Source organism: Rhizobium sp. 57MFTsu3.2 (assembly GCF_012932765.1).
GTDB lineage: Bacteria > Pseudomonadota > Alphaproteobacteria > Rhizobiales > Rhizobiaceae > Rhizobium > Rhizobium altiplani.
In genome coordinates this window covers 157,425-175,824 of the sequence record NZ_JDWI01000010.1, presented here as the reverse complement: position 1 = coordinate 175,824, position 18,400 = coordinate 157,425, and the positions used below count along the sequence as shown (strand labels likewise).

The following is an 18,400-nucleotide window of genomic DNA, read 5'->3' as shown; positions in this document are numbered from 1 at the left end:
CGAGCTTCCTAATCTCGTCGGATGCGCCTGGAGGGCTGCATAGGCGGACGATTCCGCTTTCTTTTTCAGCTTGCGCAGAACTGGGGTTTTCTCAGCAGCGTTCTCCTCGTCATCGGGATCGTAGGCGGAGCCGACCTCATCCATCCTGTGTTTTATGGCGAGCGCGTAGATGGTATTCAGGATATTCGGATCCCTTACATGGGGATCGGTAAGCGCCAGAAGCGAGGCACGCACAATCTTCTTGCTGGTCGCCTTTGGGCAACGTTTCAAAACGAAATCGTAAAGCCCCTTGCCGGAAAGACCTTCTGTGGCGCCATCCAAAAGCGCTTCATAGACTCGTTTCCGTTTTTCACCCATGTTTGCCCTCCTCTTGAACGTGATGCGACAAACTCTGTCATAAAAACGTCATATGCAATAGACTGCATCGCGCAAAACGTGAGCTCCTTGCGGTCGTTCCGATCCGGAAGGATGGGCGGCGACGGATTCCTGATCAGTCGAGCTTGATCACATCCCTGAACGCGACCGTCCTCACGATCTCTCCATCCTCGTTGGCAATTTCAAAAGCGCGACCGTCAATCTCCTCGGATTGCATCACCAACTCCGCCACCATCTCCCTCGCGGCATCATTCGCTTCGTTGATCGCGGCCGATAAGGATGGCAGTTCAACGCCGTCCTCGTCCCGTTCATAGCCATCTATATCCCTGATGTGGAAGAAAAACTTCATCTGCCGCTCCGTCTACATGAGCAACGCAGGCGAGGGCACGACGTTCCAGCGCGACAGTGACGCTTCTGCCTTTGCGGACGTTGGGTCCTTTCGGCGTCGCGGCTGGAGCCGTCGTCATCTCAGTTCTCTCGCGGACGAGGCCCGCAGATCGCTTGGCTTCGACACGCTAGCGACGACCGAACGATTGCGTCTGGGGTGGGCCAGGCGAAGGAGCTTCCGTGGTAGTTGAAAGCCATCATCCTCACAAGATGCAAAGCCTTGCAGGCCTTCATGCCAAGAGTGGTCGCGCTAGCACGCGACCATCAGATAGCACGGACGTTTTCTGCCTTCGACTTCCCAGTCTTGCGGTCTTGGCCGACCTCGTAAGAAACCTTCTGGCCTTCGCGTAGCAACGTGGATCCCTGTACGGCGCTCACGTGCACGAATACATCCTGGCCGCCACCGTCCGGCGTGATGAAGCCGAAGCCCTTGTCTTGATTGAAAAACTTTACAGTCCCGTTCGCCACAGCGGTCTCCGAAGCAGCATGTTGATTGAAGGGGATTCATAACGGTCAGTGGTTCCACCCGCAACGTGTTTTCGGACGTAAGCCAGCCGCCGGAACGGGTTCCCTATCTCCAGAAGCGCTTCGTATCGAGCACGTCTTCGACCGACGTCTGGGCCTTGTCGATCAGAGCCCCCTTGTCGGCGTGTGAGACGACCGACTCCCTCGCCCGATGGTCTGCGAGGCCGTACTCTACCACGGCATTCAAATTTAACAATTCGGCCCCATATCTGCGGTTCAAGCAACCGCGAGATATTCATGACCGCCACCGCGCATGCAGGCAATGACAATCAGAATTCGAAGCAGCTGGCGGTTCTTGTCCTCGGCGCGATCGGTGTCGTCTATGGCGACATCGGGACAAGTCCGCTCTACGCCTTTAGGGAAGCTCTCCGGCCATTTGCCCATGACGGCGTTGCGCCGCACGAGGTGATCGGGCTCATCTCGCTGATGATCTGGACTCTCACCATTATCGTCACCTTCAAGTACGTCCTCTTTCTCCTGAAAGCGGATAACGACGGGGAGGGCGGCACACTTTCCCTGCTGGCACTGCTCATGAAGAAGACCAGCCGGCACGCAACCATCTTTTTCTTCGCGGGCATTATCGGGGCGGCGCTCTTCATCGGCGACGCCATGATAACGCCGGCCCTGTCGGTGCTTTCGGCACTGGAGGGGCTTAAACTCGTCACGCCCATCTTTGCGCCGTATGTCCTGCCGATCGCAGTGGCGATCATGCTCCTGTTGTTCCTTATACAGTCAATCGGCACGGCAATCGTCGCCAAATTCTTTGGCCCGATCACGCTGCTGTGGTTCGTCGTCATGGGTATTGCTGGCCTTCTGCACATCGCCGACGATCCGACAATTCTCCTGGCCATCAACCCATACTATGCGTTGGATTTCCTCACCCATGCCGGCTTCGTTGGCCTCGTCATTTTGGGTGCGGTCTTCCTGACGGTCACGGGAGCGGAAGCCCTTTACGCCGACCTCGGGCACTTCGGTTGCAAGCCGATCCAGGTAGCATGGTTCGTCGTGATCTTTCCATCGCTTGCGCTCAACTACCTCGGCCAAGGTGCTCTCGTTTTGAGCGACCCGGCTGCCGCCACCGACCCGTTTTTCCTGATGTTTCCGGAGTGGGCGTTGCTTCCCGCAGTCCTTCTCGCGACCGCTGCGACTATCATCGCGAGCCAGTCCGTGATCACCGGCGCCTTCTCGCTTGCCCGTCAGGCAATTCATCTGGGATTTTTGCCACGGCTGGAGATCTGTTTCACTTCCGCTTCCAACACGGGCCAGATCTACGTTCCCGCCGTCAACGTCGTCCTGCTGATCGGCGTGCTCGCACTGATTACTACCTTCGGATCTTCGGAAGCGCTTGCGACTGCCTACGGAATTTCCGTTACCGGCGCGATGGTCGTAACCACTGTCTTGTCGTTCCAGTTTCTTAGAGTCGTATGGGGCTGGAAGGTGCCGACGGCTCTCCTGGTCCTCCTACCGCTTCTTCTGCTCGAGAGCGTGTTCCTAGGGGCCAATCTGCTGAAAATCCACGATGGCGGCTATGTTCCAGTCATGATTGCTGGCGTGTTGATGGTCATGATGTGGACTTGGAGAAAGGGGACAAAATTCGTCCGAGCGAAGGCTGCGAACAATGACGTTCCCCTCGAGCGTTTCCTTGCGTCGCTCGAACGGAGGTCGGATCATGGGCCGGTCCAGGTTCCGGGAACCGCCGTCTTCCTATCAAGCCTGCCCGACATGACGCCCAATGTCCTGCTCCACAATCTGAAGCACAACCGGGTCCTTCACCAGCATAACGTTATTCTCAACGTGAAGACGGCCCCGCGGCCGTATGTCTCAGAGGACGACAGAGTGACCCTCAGGAAGCTTTCAGACCGATTCACCTCGATCCAGCTGCTCTACGGCTTCATGGAGGACCAGAACATATCCGCCGCCCTGCCGCTCTGCCGCAAGGCTGGCTTCGACTTCGAGATCATGTCGACATCCTTCTACGTCGGCAAGCGCAAGCTCGTCGGCGATCCGAACACCGGCATGCCGCACTGGCAAGACAAACTGTTTATCGCCATGGCGGGCTTTGCCATCGATCCCTCAGACTACTTCCAGCTTCCAAGCAACCGCGTCGTCGAGCTCGGGGAGCAGATGGTGATCTGAGGTCCTTCAATCCACCGATGCAGTTGCGCAAGCTTGTTGCGAAGATGAGGAAGGCGGTCTGGCATTGTTATTGCGGTATCTCAGAGAACGGAGCCGGGATCGCGTTCCGATCAAAGTGCTCCTGTGGCGTGACATGTTCGTGTGTGGGACCGTACTCAATCTGGTGACCACGGGCCTTGCGATCCTGATCGTCCAATCTGGGTATCCAGACTGGCTGGCCGTCGTCGTGTTCTTTCTGCCAATGCCATTCAACACCTTCATCTGGGCCGCGGTCTGGCGCGGAGCCGACCAGATCCCCGTTTTCGCCGCTTGGATCGCCCGCACGTTTGGCACTGGCTAGCTGGATATGACGGTCGTCGTCTGATTTCGCCTCGGCTATTTTTTCGGGAATCTCCATTCGGCCCTGATCAAGTAAAGATACACTCGATCTGGCCGAGCGGGCCGAAATCGGCCGCTAGATGCTCGCCCGGCCAGACCTGAAGAATTTTCGTACACGAGCCAGTTGCGACGATCTCGTTCGGCTCGAGCTGTCGTCCCTTTGCCGCAAGCTCGGCTGCGAGCCAGGTGACGGCATTCAGCGGGTCACCCATCACCGATGTCGCCTTCCCCGAAAAGACGGTATGCTTGAAGAGAAACGTCGTAAGGTCGATCCTGGAAACTTCGCTGGGCGGGAAGCGTGGAACAGGATCGCCGCAGATCGTTGCGACATGCAGGCCGAAGTCCGCGATCGCCGCATAGTAGCCAATGAACGTCCGGCGTGTCCTGCGGCCAATGATCCCAATGGCCGGCCGACAGGTAAGAATGGCGTCGTGGGCAGTTCTAATGTCTATCACCTCTCCTGGCTCCGGGTAGGATCGGCGCATGGTGAACACGAACTCACACTGGACTCCTATCGTTTCAGGTGGAAGCCGGAACTCCTTTATTCCTTCCAGAAACGTGAACGAGGGAATTTCAGCGTAGACCGGCGTTGTCAAACCTAACATCCGCCGCGACGCGTCGCTCGTACCGACGATCGCATAGCCCTTTCTCTCAAAGCCCAGCGCGTCCTGTGCTATTGCCTGGATGTCGTACGCTTCCTTTTCCGAGGTAATCAGGTTCAGCGGAAGATCGCAAAGATCCTCGCGGCGTCGGCTCTTGGCAAGGATATCGGCAGTGGCGTCCTTAAGTTCGAAATACATCTTCGAGACTCCAATTCCTAAGATGGCTGTTGAAGATGGTCGTTCCGGCGTCAGGGATCCATGCGAACGCGAGCTCGCAGAAATTAAAATCTCATAATGATGACGGCTTCGAGAGCTGCACTTATGCGGCGCTTATAAATCTTCATTTGCTCCCACATGGAATTCAAATCCATTCCGGCCCACTTTTGTCTGGTAGGAGGATTTATCCATGTCCTTGAACAGCGAGCTGTCCCAATCTGCAACTGGCGCTGCGAGAACGCCTGATGTCGCCAATGATCTTGGTCTTTCAGATATGCCGCTGCTGCTCCAGTATCTCACTTCCTTGGTCCTGGCGGGGTTGGCAACGGCGGTTGCCGCCGGCTTTGATCGCTACGAAACCATTCCCAACCTTTCGCTAATCTATGTTCTGCCTGTCGTCGCCAGCAGTATCGCATTTGGTCTTGGCCCGGCGTTGTTTTCAGCGCTTCTCGGAGCACTTGCCTACAACTTCTTCTTCACCGAACCCCGGTTCTCGCTTGCGGTAGCGGACACCGCCAATATCTGGGCGATCGTACTACTCTTCGTCATCGGCTGTATAACCAGCACCCTCGTGTCGTCGAACCGGCGCGACAAGTCGGAACTCGACCGCTTCCGTCTGCAATTGGGAAAACTGAAAGCCTATACGAGGCAGATGATTGCGGCGACTTCCGTGGAGCAGGCGAAGAGTATCACGCGTGCAACGCTTGCGGATGTGCTCCAGAGACCGGTCGCCATCATTTACATCGGTCCAGATGATGAAATGGAGGTCGTAAGTGATTCACGGCTGACTGATTTGGAAATAGATGCGGCGAGAGCGGCATCCGGGTCGAACACGTTGGTCGCGGCGGATGTCTACCCCTTCGATAACTCTCGCTTTGACTTCTGGCCTGTTCCAGCGACCGTGGACCAGACAATCGCGATCGGCGTCGCCTTCGATCCGGGTCGTCGACCGGCGAATGTTGGTGCGTTGATGGAGACGGTTGCGCTGATCCTTGCAGCCTCGATTGAACGCTACAAGGAGTAGCTCGGCTGCGCGGTGTGTTCTGGCGCAGTCGCGTCAATGGCTTCGAATCCGCCGATCGCGGATCCCTCCAATTGTCAACAGGTCATCGTTAGGGTGCCGAGCCGATGACGCCGTTCACGTTATAGGCGGCGATCATCATGCAGCGCTCGGGGTCGAGTGCGAAGCCGGATAGGGCGCTGTCTGCCAATTTTCGTCGGCCATTTCGGGATGCCAGCCCGTCGCCGAGTGGTCAAGGCTTTATGGAGGTTCAGGTTGTCAACACTGCTATGACTGGACATATTCCCTCCGGCGCCCATTTCCTTAGGTTCGGAGGTGCTAATGTTCGAAAAGTCGTCAACCCTGGAGAAGCTCAGAAGGACACTCGCGAACCACGTAAGTGAGTCCGAGTATTCACTTGGCATCCACGCCTATTACGACGGTGAGGTTATCTTCAGCAGAGATATTGTGCACTTGAACCTGGAGATGCCACCGTTTCCGATCGATTTCTCATCCGCGTGGAGGTGGTTCACTGACAGTCTCCAGGGAACGCCATTTCAGGAAACCTTTGTTTACGAGCTTCCATTTCAGCCAACGGACGAAGAAGACGCGGATGTGGAACTTCTGATGGTCCTATGCCGTGGTTCATCGATGACTGTCTGGGTGATCGACTTCGCCATTGATGATGGACCGGAGCCCGATAAGCGCTTTATCGTGATAACGATACCGCAAAAGCAGGAAATCGCTTCGTTCAAGCGCGGCTACCACGGCAAAGACGCACGCGGCCTCTTGGGCGCTGCCGCTGCTCAACATCGTTCGTAAACTGCGGTTGTGAACCTACGCTACAAAGTTCGAAATTTCAGACGCTTGCGCTGTTTTATTTTCCGGGACTTCCTTCGAATCCCATCAAGAGCGGCAAGCGCTCGTCGCCATGTCGCCGGCCTCTTATTCGACCACCCACCACACGCACGACCTCACTTGAGCCCTAGTCGCTTCCCTTAGGTTTGCGGCCCGAGCGAAGCGGTTTGGGCTTTCCCTCATGCGGACCAATTTCTTTAAACAGGGCTGCAACCCCGACCGAAAGAACAAATGCGAAAGCCTCTAGGGCCACCGTGACGTTCTCTTCACCCCGTTCAACTCGCCCGACATAGGAACGGTCGATACCGTCGGCCGAAGGATTGCGGTCGAAGGGCGCGATGGCATGACCATAGGAACAGTGCACGCGCTGCAGGGCGCCGAACGACCAATTGTGATTTTCTCGCCCGTCTACTCGAAACATGCTGACGGTGGTTTCATCGACGCCTCACCCAGCATGCTAAACGTGACGGTCTCACGGGCACAGAACAGTTGTCTGGTATTTGGCGATATGGATGTTATGTCGGCAGCGAAAGCCGGGTCGCCAAGAGCTATCCTTGCGGACTTCCTGTTCGCGTCAGAGAAGAACGCGCTTGAGTTTGCGGTCGAGCCGCGCGAGGACCTGAAGCAGGGGAGCAGTCAGATTCAAATGCTGCGAGATGCAGCTGGGCATGATGCTTTCCTGCTGGATGCGCTGTCCGGTGCCGGCCGCCGCTACACCATCGTCAGCCCGTGGGTGATCGTATCAACGATGGAACGAGTCGGAATCCTTGCGGCCTTCGAAGCCGCCATCCAGCGGGGCGCCAAAGTCGACGTGTTCGCTGATCCGCTGCTCAACCAAGGCCAGGCTCCTGATGGATTGACTAGATGGAAGCCGTAGAGAAGGCCTTTTCACGGATTGGCGTTCGGCTGCACAAGCTTCCGAAATTGCACAGCAAGATCGTGGCGATCGACACTGATACTCTTTGCATCGGCTCCTACAACTGGCTCAGCGCCGATCGACATGGCCAATATGCGCGCCACGAGACGTCGTTCGTTTATCGAGGACGGCATCTGGAAGAAGAGATCAGCACTATCGTTGGCAGCCTTCGGCGCAGGGAGGCGTAATCGCTATACGTGCGATTTGAGTGGCAGGCGATAGGGCTTGCCTCACCTTGCAGATTAAAGGTAACTGTTTGAAGATCTTCCAATTGCTTCATTTTCACCTCCACTCCAGCAGACCTCGAGCTTAAGGTCCGCATCGGAAAAGGTACGCCTAACTGAGCACCAACGCTCCGGGATAATTTCGGACGCGAGTGAAAGTGTGAGCAAACGAAGAAGGGCCGAACGATTTCGAGCCAGCCCTTCTTACCATTGATCTCGATCAGGCCGGACGGACGTTCTCGGCCTTGGACTTTCCGGTCTTACGATCTTGACCCAGGTCGTAGCTGACATTCTGGCCGTCACGCAGCGATCCACCCTGTACTGCAGAGATATGCACGAAGACATCCGGGCCGCCATTGTCCGGCGTGATGAAGCCGAAGCCCTTGTCCTGATTGAAAAACTTTACAGTGCCATTCGCCACAAACTTCTCCTAGTGCCAGCTTTTGGAGGTGAAGTCATAGACCGGCGAGCAATCGCAAGCAAGCAACGCACACAGCTGGCTTCCACTTTCTCGTTAGGGGTTATCACGAAATGATCTGGAGTTCGGTCCAAAGTGTTCGCCTGCGGATCAACGGCGCTGACGCTCGAACCGGATGGTCCGTCCCAGAACCGCTCCAGCATTACCGACGCTGCCTTCGACGTTCCAACGATAAGGGCGGACACAGACCCATCACCCTGGTCCCTGACCCAGCCCGTTAGTCCGAGCTGGACCGCTTGATCGCGCGTCCAGGCACGATAGCTCACGCCTTGAACCTTCCCGGTTATCCTGACGTGAAAAGCAAACAGATCGGGACTCATGGGGCTCCTGATGGAACCTCGATCTCGCGTAAAATGTAGCTCGGCTTGAACAAAGCGCGGGAGGAGGCTGTGGCGGCAGGTGGGCGCTCGCTGGCGGTCTGTGGAACACTTTCGATTTATTAAGCAGTTTCAAATATAACTGCATGCACAAAAGAAGAGTGCGTTTACTGTCACCCCCTTTGCGACGGATCAAATTGCGGCCCTCGTTCTCCTGCGAGGGCTTTCTTTTGAGCGGCAGGGGTTTTGCGGTGGATACCACTTTTGCGGCCGAGGACTGGTCCTAGGGACCGGCGGAGATCACAATCCCCGCCGCTACTCGGCGGCTTGGCGCAACGAGTAGCTTTCCAGCGGCTCAACGAACGCGATGATCTCGAAATCACTTATCATGTGATGCTGATCGGAGCCGACTAACGCCAAGGTCCAGAAGTCTGGATCCTCGCCAAAAATCGTAGACACTTGCACGATCGTCGTCCGGCCATCGGTGTGCCTGTCTGATCGCGCCCAGTAAAATGCGTCTGGAACCAAACTCTTCATAACGTCTACTCCCCACACAATGCGGGCAAGATATCAGGAAATTGAAATATGACCATTGCTCGGTTCATTATCCACAAAGAGGATAAGGATGAGTGGGCACAGCGACCGGACGCCGAAACATCGTTGATCTTGTTGTCGGCAGGTCAGAGCGTCAAAAGCACCTGGTCTGTCGGGAGGTCATCTGCTCTCTCAAGCGAGGATAGGGTGACGCCCAGCAATCGAAGGCCCTTTGGCGGCGGGAAGTCGGGCTTGAGCAGCAAGGCGATAGTCTCTTCAATTTCTCCGGCCGATAGGAAAGACCTTTCGCCTGTCCTGGCCCGTGTGATCTGCGTGAAGTCAGCGTATTTCACTTTCATCGTGGCGGTCTTCGCCCTGATAGCGTTGGCTTCGCAATATCGCCAGACCTTGGCGATCAGCGCGTGGTCTGGGAGCGGCCGGGCCGAGTGCATCGCCTCGTCCCACGGCCCGCATCCATCGCCTTCTCGTGGATCGGCTTCACCAACGCATTCGGATCCGTCGTCAAGAAGCCGTAGAGTTCATCGGTAGACAGCCCGACCTTTCGCGCGGGTCTTCCACCGTGACATCGGCGCCGTCCGCAACGCCGTTAAACTCCCCTAGAGCAACGGCCAGGCGGAAGGCCAGATCAACCGCCTGAAGACGATCAAACGTGCGATGTACGGCAGAGCGGGCGCGGAGCTCTTCAGAGCGCGCACGCTACCGCTCATGATCATCACACAAAGTGAGGAAGACTCCGATTAAATGCCAAGCGACAGGGGGCATCTGGAGGAAGAAATCAGCACCATCGTTGGCAGCCTGCGGCGCAGAGAGGCATAATGGCTAGAAGCTCGATCACGGTGCGATGCGTCCGGTTGGTGCCGCAGTTGATCGCTGCTCCGGCTCCAGCCCGCGGGCTTCCGCAGGTTGCTCATACTGCGCCATCTGGCGTGTCCCAAACCGCCCAAGCTCTAGTAGTACTCGGACAAACGCTCGCTGCTCGCCAGTTGCAATGTGAGGGTCGCGGTTCGTATCCGCTCAAGTCTGGTCGAGCCCAATATTCGTGAGGATGTTCGATCAGATGCGACATCCCTTGAAGTCAATCAAAGACACAAGAGGCTGATTGGCGTCTACCGTCCGCATCCACCTCAATCGTCAGGGTCCAGCCAGCCTTAGTCGGAAAGACGCTGTTGCCCATGTCGGCGATCTTGCCACAATCCGGCAGTTCGGTTTCCCCATAAACCCGACGCTTGATAGAAATCAACTTCTTGTCGGGGTTAACAATGCAAACTCCGTCTGCGCCAACGTCAAGTTCTCGGCAGAACTTTTCCGCGGCTTCCCTATCAGCTGCGGCGACCGCAAACACTGAAGAAGTGCAGCTTAGAAGAATAGCAGAAAGTAGTGCTATTTGCTTGACCATGAGGCTCTCGTCGATTGCTCTTCAGCTTTGAAGTAGGGCCCTTGTTGGGCGAAGTCTATTGCCGGAGGGTAGCTCGATCAGACTGCCACCACCTTCCAGCGCCCCTCAGGGCCATACAATGCTCTTCCTGATCAAACCTTGTGCCCACCAGCGGTACACCGATGCCGAACGGATTGACGGTACCTAAGGTGTGGCCTGGAGTCCCTTAGAGGATCCATGATGGTCGCTCTGGTCTCGTTATGTCGGCTCGTGCGCGATTGTCGATCTTGCACCGGTGGAAGAGGTCCTTGGCGTGAAGCAGGTCTGCGGCGTCAACAGCATTATCCAGCGTCGTACCGTCAAGCGGGAGCCCTCTTCTTCGGCTACCCCACCAGTAAATACATCGGTCACAGATCACCGGCCCTGGAATGCGGAGTTAGCCTGGAGTGATCGGGAAGGGCCGAGCGGAACGGTTTCGATGCGAATGCCGGACCTTGAGGATCCTTACGCCGCTCATCGGGGCATCACGCAGCGGCTTAATGCGTCGTAAACCATATATCGCTAATTTGAGGGAACGGCGCGGGCCAGGTGCGTGGCATTAACCGCGAGTGCGAAGCGAGCGCCGATGCGAACACATGAATACTTGAATGACGCATGCCGAAAAATCTTGCTGGCGACAGATCGCCCTCTACGCCCTTCTCTTTGCAGGCTTATTCCTCGGTGCACTTTCGCTGCCGCGCGGGCCATTCGTCCTGGTGGTGACGGATCCGCGTCTGCCTCCGTCCCATATGATGGATGTTGTCGGCCAGGCAGGAGGAGCTTTTGTCCTGGCTGGTGCCCGCCCTTGGCTCGCTGTCGCCTATTCGGACACAGCCGGGTTTCCCGAACGCCTGCGTAGCGCCGGCGCCATTCTCGTTCTCAATCACATTCTGGCAGTCGGCTGCCGGGCAGGAGCCTAAGATGGATGCTTTGGAAAAATTGCGCACACGCGCCTCGTTCGGAATTGTTGGTTTGCTCTGGATCAATCTTGCCGCGCTAACCGTCAGAAATTTGGTCAGACCGGAAAGTTTCGACCTGCCTTCGGTGATTGCTGCCGCAATCATAACGATCACGGCCAGCTTCACATGGTGGCGCGACCGCTCGGGCCCTGCAACCCGAATTGTCACCTCGATGGCCATGGCCACCAGCGTAGGCTTTCTCGTCTATGGCTTCGAAGGCTCGCCGCTGCAGATCGACTTGCATATGTATTTCTTCGCGGCGTTGGCGATTTGCGCAGCGTGGGTCGATTGGCGCGCGATCGTCGCATTTGCCGGGCTCGTGGCGTTGCATCACCTCGTTCTCTATGTCGCCGTTCCTCTCGCCGTGTTTCCTGGGGAGTCGTATTTCAATCGGGTGGTTCTCCATGCCGCCGTTCTTGTGTTGCAGGCTGGCGCGCTGATCGCTCTCACGTCAGCCATGGTCTCCGCCTTCGCGATAGCGGAGCGGTCCGTTGCGCAGGCCCAGGCGGCGGGCCGCAAGGCGACAGAAATGGCGGAAATGGCTCGGCACGCTGACAATAAAGCAGCAGCGGCGCGCGAGGCCCAGGAAGAGTTGCGGGCCAAGGCACATGGTTCAGTCACCTTTGCTGTTACCTGCCTGCGCTCGGCGCTCTCCAAGCTTTCCAAGGGCGATGTGACCGTGCGTATCGCGGAAGAGCTCGAAGGCGATTTGAACGACTTGCGTCATGCCTTCAACGAATCTGTCGAACAGCTGGACGCTGTTTTGAGGCAGGTGGGCGACGTTGCAAATTCAGTGCGCAACGGATCTGCGCAGATCAACCACGCCAACTCCGATCTGTCCCAGCGGACGGAAAATCAGGCGGCCTCGCTATCCGAAACCGCCGCATCTCTTTCCCATGCGGTGGAAACGGTCCGCGAGACCTGCACACTTGCGGAAACTGTCGGTTCAATGGTGCGCAAGGCGAAAGACGGCGCCGAAGATTCGAGCGCTATCGTTGCCCACGCCGTCGACGCAATGCTCAAGATCGAAGGCTCTTCGCAGGAGATCAGCCAAATTATAGGCGTGATCGACGACATTGCATTCCAGACAAACCTTCTCGCGCTAAATGCCGGGGTAGAGGCCGCGCGCGCAGGAGAGGCTGGCAAGGGTTTTGCAGTAGTTGCCCAGGAAGTCCGCGAGTTGGCCCAGCGCTCTGCTTCCGCTGCCAAAGAAATCAAGACGCTGATCAGCGCATCTGCCGATCACGTCAAGCACGGCGTTGCATTGGTCGACAAGACAGGCCAGGCGCTTCACGGAATTGCTGGAGATGTTGCGGCCATCAGCGGGCACATTGCGGAGATCGTTGAACGTTCACGCCAGCAGTCCACTGAGCTTAACGGCATCGGCAATGCAATTTCCGATATCGACCGAAACACCCAAAAAAATGCGACAATGGTCGAAGAATCTGCGGCCGCCATTGGATTCGTTGCCGATGAGGCGAACGTCCTTGAGCAGCTCATCCGACGTTTCAAGGTTGGCGCAATCACATCCCACAATCGCATCCGGGCCGCGGCATAGCCGTGGCTGAAGCGCACTGGGTCGAGTGCAGGTGAGTGTCACCCGCCATCCATGACAGGGTGATGCCAAGCTGTCCGCTTCGAGTGCAAAGCGACCGACTGTCGATGTCGGCTAGGAATTGCCGCCAGTGTTTTCGGTACGACGCTGCGCGTGGTGCTCGTTGACGACGCGAGATGAGATCGCTGGAGTGGGATTGCGACGACATTCAAGACCGTGCGAGCTCTACATGGCACAGTGACTCCGCCGTCAGATTTCAGCTTTGGCCGGGCTGTACCGCGGCGACCTAACCTAAAGTCACCTTCAGGAAGTCGATCGTACGCGACAAGGCTAGCTTGGCTGCCTCGGCTGAATAGTGCGCGCTGTTGCTGTCGTCATCAAAGCCGCGCTCGGTGTTCTCATAGGCGAATCTCTCCGCCTGCTAGCGGTACATTAGGGAAGTACGTTGCCGTTAGTGCCTGAGCGAGCAGCACGACAGGCAGGTGGAACAGACCGTCGGTCAGCTCCATCAGTCCCATCATCTGGGTTCACTTTTCGCAGAGTCGCCGTTCGCCAGAATAGGGCTGATATGTACAGTCGGACGGGCGGAAAGAACGATAGCTACGGGAGCAGGCCCTGACGTTGCAGGACTGTGGTGTGGCCTGTGCACCGACAAGTGGGTTCGCCCCGGGCTCCGCCAGTGCTTCGCGCATGAAAGCCCGCCATATATGCGCCGGAAGTTCGCCGCCGGTGACGCCCTTCATCGGCGTATCATCATCATTGCCAACCCATACGCCAGCAACGAGTGGGCCTGTGAAACCCACGAACCAAGCATCGCGATTATTTTGACTCGTGCCGGTCTTGCCGGCTGCGAAAGAGCCAGGGTCGGCATCGCGCCCCGTGCCCCGCTCGACGACCAACTGGAGCAGGCGAAGCAGATCAGGCTGATATTGCGCTAGATCAGTGGCTGGTGTGGCCGGTGGACCAACCCGAAACGACTTTTCGTGTCCCGACGCCTGAAAATCAACGATGCCCCAAGGTTCAACGGGTGCTTTGCCGAGGTGGACGGATGCATAGGCACTCGTGAGGTCAAGAAGGCTGATTTCCGATGTGCCGAGAGCCAGTGATGGCGTGTTGGCGAGCGGCGCACTAATTCCGAGTTCTCGTGCTGCTGCAATCACCTTGTCGAGCCCAACCTCCTGCGCGAGCGCCACTGCGGGCGCGTTGAGCGACCGCGCGAATGCCTCGGCGAGTGTGACCCAGCCGCGGTAGCGGCCACTGGAATTCTCCGGCGACCATCCATTGACCTCGATCGGGGCATCCAGGATTTGGTCGGTTAGGCCCAAGCCGGCCTTGAGGGCTGCATAATAGACGAACAGTTTGAAAGTCGAGCCCGGTTGCCGCATCGCCGTGACCGCCCGGTTGAACTGGCTTTGTTTGTAGTCGCGACCCCCGACCATCGCAACGACGGCTCCGTCTGGCATCATCACAACCAATGCCGCTTGCGACGCCCCCCTAGTTTTTCCTTCAGTGTCCAGAGCTCTTTTGACGACCCTTTCAGCGATCTGCTGCAGGTGTGGAACGAGCGTGGTGCGGACAGTGGTCGATCCCGGCGATGTTCCGGCGATTTCGCTCGCCTGGGGCGAGATCCAGTCGGCAAACCAGCTTCCGGCGCGCGGCGGAGGTGCCGTCGGATGCAACTCAGCAAACCGCGCTCTAACGCTCTCTGCTACCGACGCTGCAATCTTTTTGTTGGCAACCATCGTGTCGAGAACGACCGAGGTCCGTTGCCGGGCGCCTTCGAAATTGTCGATCGGATTCCACTGGCTCGGTGCTCGCAGCAATCCCGCAAGCATTGCCGATTCGGCCAAGTCGAGCGCACCAATGTCCTTGTTGAAATATATCCGCGCGGCCGCGGGCATCCCCGTTGCGCCGGCCCCAAGATAGGCGGTGTTCAGATAACGCGTGAGGATCTCTTTCTTGCCCAGTTTCCACTCCAGCCAAATGGCGATCACGAACTCCTGGATCTTTCGCTTTATCGTTCGGTCGCTGTCGAGGTATTGCAGCTTGATTAGTTGCTGCGTGATCGTGCTGCCACCTTCGACGACCGAACCAGCCGCGAAATTTCGTACCAGCGCCCTTCCGATACCTCGGACATCGATACCGAAATGATCCATGAACCGCCGATCCTCGATCGACAGGACGGCATCGACCAGATGAGGTGGAAACGCTTCGTATTGCGCGTAGGGGCCTTGGTAGGGCCCCTGTCTGACCAACGGCTCGCCATTTGAAGTTTCCAAAACCACGATGGGCTTCAGCGTTCCGGCGCGGATCTCGCTCCAGGGAACATCTTTCAGCGCCCACACCAACAGGCTGCTTCCAAACAGCACGAAGGCAACAAAAATGGATGCGACCGTGATCTTCAGTCCGCTGGTGTGAAGCCATGCCTGCCGGCTGCGTCTGATCAGCTCCATGAAAAGACTGCGAACACGCGTGAAGGTTTTCGGAAGTGCAATCGCCAACCAGCGACGAATAGCAACCGGTCTGACAGACGCTCGCTTCGAAGCCTTAAGTTTCGTCCGCAGTTGGGAAGCTCCCGCCTTTGCCGTCACCTTGGCCGAGGTGAAGAATGCATGCAGATCGTGGCGGAGCGCACGGCAAAGATTGAAGACTGCCTGCCTGCTCTCGCTAAAAGTTCTAGGAGAGGGGGGCTGATCGGTTTGAGTGAACGACCCGGATCCTTCTTGCTCGTGAGAACTGGGATCGTGTGCGAGGCTTGCCTCCGCTTTCGGTTCCTTGTCGGCGCCACTGGCACGCGCAATAGAGGATTTTGAAGGGCGTGGCATAGGTTACCGCTCAACGATTGGTTCATAAGATAGCGCGCCTTGGTGGAGTTGCAACGCGCGGGGCGGCCACTCTTACCTTCCTCTACATGAACGTGATGTTATTGGTTGCGCTGACAATGTGGGGGGCTGTCCACATTTTTTTCGCCGAGTTTAGGCTTCGATCTTGTCGCTGCCAAGGTTTCATTGCGAAGCGCTGATCGACCTGCATAGGAGGAGGACCCGTAATCGATCGCAAAATTTGCAAAAATGGTGGGTTTGCCGCGCTGGCGCCAGTTCGCAACAAGTGGGTTGGTGCGAGCAAATCTGTGTCTGCTAGAATCGAAAAAGACGTAGGGCTTCACGGAAGCAGAAGAAACGACAATCCGTCGTTGGCTGGTCAGTGTGGCGACTGGTGTGTGATGTATTTGTGATTGTGTTGGCAACCATGCGTTCATCGGGACGTAGGCAAACGAACCGTATCGGGCTTGAATCTAGTGGCCGACGCGAAGTTGATTCTCAATAGCGAATTGATGCGGTGACGTTCCTGTCATCCGGCGGAAAGAGGTTATAAACGAACTCGCGCTGTGGTAGCCGACCTTGGTAGCGATTGCGTCTATCCCGTGGCCCTCGCGCATCATCGCAATTGCCCGGATAATGCGGCACCGGCGGCGCCAGTCAACAAAGGTAAGCCCCGTTTCGTCTTTGAAACGGCGGATGAATGTGCGGCCTGGTATGTCCAGCTTCGTGCACCATTCCTCCATGCTGCGTCGGTCGTTTGGATGGTTGTAGATTGCGGACGCCAGGTTGCGGAGGGCCTGATTTCGAGGAAGTGGCAAATGCAGCCGATCGGGCTCGCCTTCTGCTATTTCATCGAGCAGAACTTCGAACAAGTTGCCTTCGCGTAGACTGGAACGGGTAACCGTCCTCAGCCTATCTACGACCGCCAAGATCAAGTTTGTCCCTTTCATCACGAACGAGGAACTAGGAAGCCTCCTGCACAGGTTTTCGTCGATCATAAAACTTGTGCCTTCTACATGTCCCAGCGTTTCGGTTTCATGTACTTCGTTTGGCGGTATCCAGCAGGGCTTGTAGGGCGTCATCAGCCAAGCGCTACTTGCCGTCGTAAAATTGCACAGACCTTTCCGAAGGAGAAAAAGCTGCCCTTCGGCATGCCTGTGTTTCATTTTGTACGGACTCATTTCGCGGTGAAAATCCCGCATCGTTATCATATCGAAGTCCCTACTAGACTCGGCCGCTTGGCGAGATTAATAAAAAAATGATTATTATTGACGTATATAGCCAACCCCTATATCGGTTGTCCACTGTCAGATTTCGGAAACTTGTCATGGAAGCGATTGAGCACGAGCGAGAAAAGCTCGAATTGTTTCTCGGTCGGTGGGAAGGGAGGGGGACAATCCATTCAAACCCCTGGGGAGGCGCTGGGCCAACTCAGACCGCGTGGTGGTTTCACTGGGACGAGCCCCGATTATTCCTGTTGTGCGATTGCCGTGAGGAACGAAGCGATGGATCAGTCTTCTCCGCGCATGGCGTACTTGGAATTGATCCCGTAATGCGCGATCCACTATGGTGGATCTTCGACTCGTACGGCTACCCGCCTATGGATCCGGCTCGTGGTAGTTGGGACGAGCAAACCCTACATCTCGTCAAAACAACGGCGAGGGGTACCGGCCGGACCTCATTTTCCAGACGAAAGGACTGTCTCGAATGCGTGGTCGAAAGCCGTGGCATCGACGAAGCGAATTTTGTCCGTGTCATGTCCGGATCATTTTGCAGAACCGGCGACTAAGCTCTTCAACGACCGGTCGCAACTCCGAACGGCGGTCAGTCTCGTCCAGGCAGGAACAACGACTGAAGCCGCCTGACAGCTTAGGCTTTTGCGCTCCACCGCATCAGAGGATCTTCACATGCGTGCAGGCTTGATCGCTACGGCGTTGATAGGGTGAATGATGCAGTCGCACGATCAATATCGTCACGCTGCGGTAAAACGGGAGCCGTCGAAGATCATATCGAAGGCGAGCAAGTAATTCGCCAAATCCCGGTTGGAAGTTGTAAGTCATCGCTCGCTTTAGCCTGTTTTCGGCTCACGCAATTACTCTGGACGAGGAAACCTCAGGCCGAAACACTTAAGGAGCTGTCGAAATATTGGCGGCCTGTAATCGGAAAGAAAGCGCAATGTCGTCACTTGATAAAATTATTGCAGAAAATATGGTGTGCGCCACTATCAATGCGGTGCACGATGCCGCCTCGCCCACAATCCGAGCCTTTCTAGCGGCGCATCAACAGGATCGTAGCTTGACTTTCCACATCTCGATACCCTCGACAGATGCCGAAGGCTGCTACGCGCGAATGCTGGGCAGTGCGGGGGTTACGCTGAGTAGAACGAGTATTGGCCGTTTCATCGGAACTGCTACTTGCGGAAATTGGACTAAGTTGCTGATCGACCACGGCGAGCTTTTGGAGCGCCAATCAATCGCGCTTTGCCCGGTTCGCCCGGGATGCTCGTAAGATCGCGCCGTCAACGGCATCGATCAGGATATCAAGCTCAACAAGGCTCTGTGGCTCCTCGGCGAAAGGATGGCGGCGCTGAAGGCGTGAGCAGGCGAGCATATGCGCCGATGAGGCGGCGCATCCACCTGTCCTCGCCCGCATTCGTCTGCCCAAGTGAAGGAACTGTGACCTA

19 protein-coding genes and 3 pseudogenes are annotated in these 18,400 nt (G+C 56.8%); 8 read left to right on the top strand and 14 right to left on the bottom strand.

Annotation, left to right across the window (positions count from 1 at the left end):
- Positions 1-135: 135 nt before the first annotated feature.
- From AF71_RS13635 to AF71_RS13620, 4 genes and pseudogenes are all read right to left on the bottom strand, one after another.
- Positions 136-357: pseudogene (locus AF71_RS13635) on the bottom strand (hypothetical protein); the annotation flags it as partial.
- 133 nt (positions 358-490) lie between these two features.
- Positions 491-724: a hypothetical protein gene (locus AF71_RS13630; protein ID WP_169681756.1), complete on the bottom strand. Its 234-nt coding sequence runs from the start codon at positions 722-724 to the stop codon at positions 491-493.
- Between the two features lie 302 nt (positions 725-1,026).
- Positions 1,027-1,230 (bottom strand): cold-shock protein, encoded by a 204-nt coding sequence (locus tag AF71_RS13625; RefSeq protein WP_029792702.1) that lies wholly within the window; start codon positions 1,228-1,230, stop codon positions 1,027-1,029.
- A gap of 103 nt (positions 1,231-1,333) precedes the next feature.
- Complete coding sequence (locus AF71_RS13620; RefSeq protein ID WP_169681754.1) at positions 1,334-1,474, bottom strand: hypothetical protein; 141 nt, start codon at positions 1,472-1,474, stop codon at positions 1,334-1,336.
- 50 nt (positions 1,475-1,524) lie between these two features.
- Between AF71_RS13620 and AF71_RS13615 the strand changes: the two genes are divergently transcribed.
- Positions 1,525-3,423, top strand: coding sequence for a potassium transporter Kup (locus tag AF71_RS13615; protein WP_169681753.1), 1,899 nt, complete (start codon positions 1,525-1,527; stop codon positions 3,421-3,423).
- A 67-nt stretch (positions 3,424-3,490) separates the two neighbouring features.
- On the opposite strand, the gene AF71_RS13610 is transcribed toward AF71_RS13615, so the two are convergent.
- Complete coding sequence (locus tag AF71_RS13610) at positions 3,491-3,820, bottom strand: hypothetical protein (protein WP_169681751.1); 330 nt, start codon at positions 3,818-3,820, stop codon at positions 3,491-3,493.
- 10 nt (positions 3,821-3,830) lie between these two features.
- A complete protein-coding gene (locus AF71_RS13605; RefSeq protein ID WP_169681748.1) occupies positions 3,831-4,601 on the bottom strand; it encodes a hydratase in 771 nt (256 codons plus the stop codon).
- 208 nt (positions 4,602-4,809) lie between these two features.
- Here AF71_RS13605 and AF71_RS13600 point away from each other — a divergent pair, with 208 nt between their 5' ends.
- Positions 4,810-5,643: a DUF4118 domain-containing protein gene (locus tag AF71_RS13600; protein ID WP_169681746.1), complete on the top strand. Its 834-nt coding sequence runs from the start codon at positions 4,810-4,812 to the stop codon at positions 5,641-5,643.
- Between the two features lie 318 nt (positions 5,644-5,961).
- Complete coding sequence (locus AF71_RS31325) at positions 5,962-6,441, top strand: hypothetical protein (RefSeq protein WP_210258255.1); 480 nt, start codon at positions 5,962-5,964, stop codon at positions 6,439-6,441.
- Positions 6,442-6,604: 163 nt separating this feature from the next.
- Here AF71_RS31325 and AF71_RS32245 read toward each other — a convergent pair whose 3' ends face one another.
- Positions 6,605-6,841, bottom strand: coding sequence for a transcriptional regulator (locus tag AF71_RS32245; protein ID WP_348644132.1), 237 nt, complete (start codon positions 6,839-6,841; stop codon positions 6,605-6,607).
- Here AF71_RS32245 and AF71_RS13590 point away from each other — a divergent pair.
- Positions 6,821-7,354, top strand: coding sequence for an AAA domain-containing protein (locus tag AF71_RS13590; protein ID WP_169681744.1), 534 nt, complete (start codon positions 6,821-6,823; stop codon positions 7,352-7,354). The genes AF71_RS32245 and AF71_RS13590 overlap by 21 nt on opposite strands.
- Positions 7,342-7,581 (top strand): phospholipase, encoded by a 240-nt coding sequence (locus AF71_RS13585; protein WP_169681742.1) that lies wholly within the window; start codon positions 7,342-7,344, stop codon positions 7,579-7,581. The genes AF71_RS13590 and AF71_RS13585 overlap by 13 nt, the downstream gene beginning before the upstream one ends.
- A gap of 256 nt (positions 7,582-7,837) precedes the next feature.
- Here the strand turns inward: AF71_RS13585 and AF71_RS13580 are convergent, their stop codons facing one another.
- From AF71_RS13580 to AF71_RS13555, 5 genes and pseudogenes are all read right to left on the bottom strand, one after another.
- Complete coding sequence (locus tag AF71_RS13580) at positions 7,838-8,038, bottom strand: cold-shock protein (protein WP_153272531.1); 201 nt, start codon at positions 8,036-8,038, stop codon at positions 7,838-7,840.
- A 98-nt stretch (positions 8,039-8,136) separates the two neighbouring features.
- Positions 8,137-8,415, bottom strand: a pseudogene (locus AF71_RS13575) (acylphosphatase); the annotation flags it as partial.
- Between the two features lie 312 nt (positions 8,416-8,727).
- Positions 8,728-8,949 carry a hypothetical protein gene (locus tag AF71_RS13570; protein ID WP_169681739.1) on the bottom strand — a complete coding sequence of 74 codons (222 nt, stop codon included), beginning with the start codon at positions 8,947-8,949 and terminating at the stop codon, positions 8,728-8,730.
- 143 nt (positions 8,950-9,092) lie between these two features.
- Positions 9,093-9,365: pseudogene (locus AF71_RS13565) on the bottom strand (DNA polymerase IV); the annotation flags it as partial.
- A 677-nt stretch (positions 9,366-10,042) separates the two neighbouring features.
- Complete coding sequence (locus tag AF71_RS13555; protein WP_169681737.1) at positions 10,043-10,363, bottom strand: hypothetical protein; 321 nt, start codon at positions 10,361-10,363, stop codon at positions 10,043-10,045.
- A 626-nt stretch (positions 10,364-10,989) separates the two neighbouring features.
- Between AF71_RS13555 and AF71_RS13550 the strand changes: the two genes are divergently transcribed.
- On the top strand, positions 10,990-11,301 hold the full coding sequence (locus AF71_RS13550; RefSeq protein WP_169681736.1) for a hypothetical protein: 312 nt from the start codon (positions 10,990-10,992) through the stop codon (positions 11,299-11,301).
- A gap of 1 nt (position 11,302) precedes the next feature.
- A complete protein-coding gene (locus AF71_RS13545; protein ID WP_169681734.1) occupies positions 11,303-12,898 on the top strand; it encodes a methyl-accepting chemotaxis protein in 1,596 nt (531 codons plus the stop codon).
- 524 nt (positions 12,899-13,422) lie between these two features.
- Here AF71_RS13545 and AF71_RS13540 read toward each other — a convergent pair.
- Complete coding sequence (locus AF71_RS13540; RefSeq protein ID WP_169681732.1) at positions 13,423-15,720, bottom strand: PBP1A family penicillin-binding protein; 2,298 nt, start codon at positions 15,718-15,720, stop codon at positions 13,423-13,425.
- A gap of 470 nt (positions 15,721-16,190) precedes the next feature.
- The gene (locus AF71_RS13535) at positions 16,191-16,928 is read right to left on the bottom strand and encodes an AraC family transcriptional regulator (protein WP_169681731.1); all 738 of its coding nucleotides are present in this window, start codon (positions 16,926-16,928) and stop codon (positions 16,191-16,193) included.
- Between the two features lie 964 nt (positions 16,929-17,892).
- Between AF71_RS13535 and AF71_RS13530 the strand changes: the two genes are divergently transcribed.
- Positions 17,893-18,225: a hypothetical protein gene (locus AF71_RS13530; protein WP_169681729.1), complete on the top strand. Its 333-nt coding sequence runs from the start codon at positions 17,893-17,895 to the stop codon at positions 18,223-18,225.
- The last annotated feature ends 175 nt before the right edge of the window (positions 18,226-18,400 follow it).

Bases quoted from the DNA above. Each gene is read 5' to 3' on its own strand.
- AF71_RS13630 (WP_169681756.1), bottom strand. From the start codon at position 724: ATGAAGTTTTTCTTCCACATCAGGGATATAGATGGCTATGAACGGGAC.
- AF71_RS13615 (WP_169681753.1), top strand. From the start codon at position 1,525: ATGACCGCCACCGCGCATGCAGGCAATGACAATCAGAATTCGAAGCAG.
- AF71_RS13610 (WP_169681751.1), bottom strand. From the start codon at position 3,820: ATGGAGATTCCCGAAAAAATAGCCGAGGCGAAATCAGACGACGACCGT.
- AF71_RS13605 (WP_169681748.1), bottom strand. From the start codon at position 4,601: ATGTATTTCGAACTTAAGGACGCCACTGCCGATATCCTTGCCAAGAGC.
- AF71_RS13600 (WP_169681746.1), top strand. From the start codon at position 4,810: ATGTCCTTGAACAGCGAGCTGTCCCAATCTGCAACTGGCGCTGCGAGA.
- AF71_RS31325 (WP_210258255.1), top strand. From the start codon at position 5,962: ATGTTCGAAAAGTCGTCAACCCTGGAGAAGCTCAGAAGGACACTCGCG.
- AF71_RS13590 (WP_169681744.1), top strand. From the start codon at position 6,821: ATGACCATAGGAACAGTGCACGCGCTGCAGGGCGCCGAACGACCAATT.
- AF71_RS13585 (WP_169681742.1), top strand. From the start codon at position 7,342: ATGGAAGCCGTAGAGAAGGCCTTTTCACGGATTGGCGTTCGGCTGCAC.
- AF71_RS13570 (WP_169681739.1), bottom strand. From the start codon at position 8,949: ATGAAGAGTTTGGTTCCAGACGCATTTTACTGGGCGCGATCAGACAGG.
- AF71_RS13555 (WP_169681737.1), bottom strand. From the start codon at position 10,363: ATGGTCAAGCAAATAGCACTACTTTCTGCTATTCTTCTAAGCTGCACT.
- AF71_RS13550 (WP_169681736.1), top strand. From the start codon at position 10,990: ATGACGCATGCCGAAAAATCTTGCTGGCGACAGATCGCCCTCTACGCC.
- AF71_RS13545 (WP_169681734.1), top strand. From the start codon at position 11,303: ATGGATGCTTTGGAAAAATTGCGCACACGCGCCTCGTTCGGAATTGTT.
- AF71_RS13540 (WP_169681732.1), bottom strand. From the start codon at position 15,720: ATGCCACGCCCTTCAAAATCCTCTATTGCGCGTGCCAGTGGCGCCGAC.
- AF71_RS13535 (WP_169681731.1), bottom strand. From the start codon at position 16,928: ATGATAACGATGCGGGATTTTCACCGCGAAATGAGTCCGTACAAAATG.
- AF71_RS13530 (WP_169681729.1), top strand. From the start codon at position 17,893: ATGTCGTCACTTGATAAAATTATTGCAGAAAATATGGTGTGCGCCACT.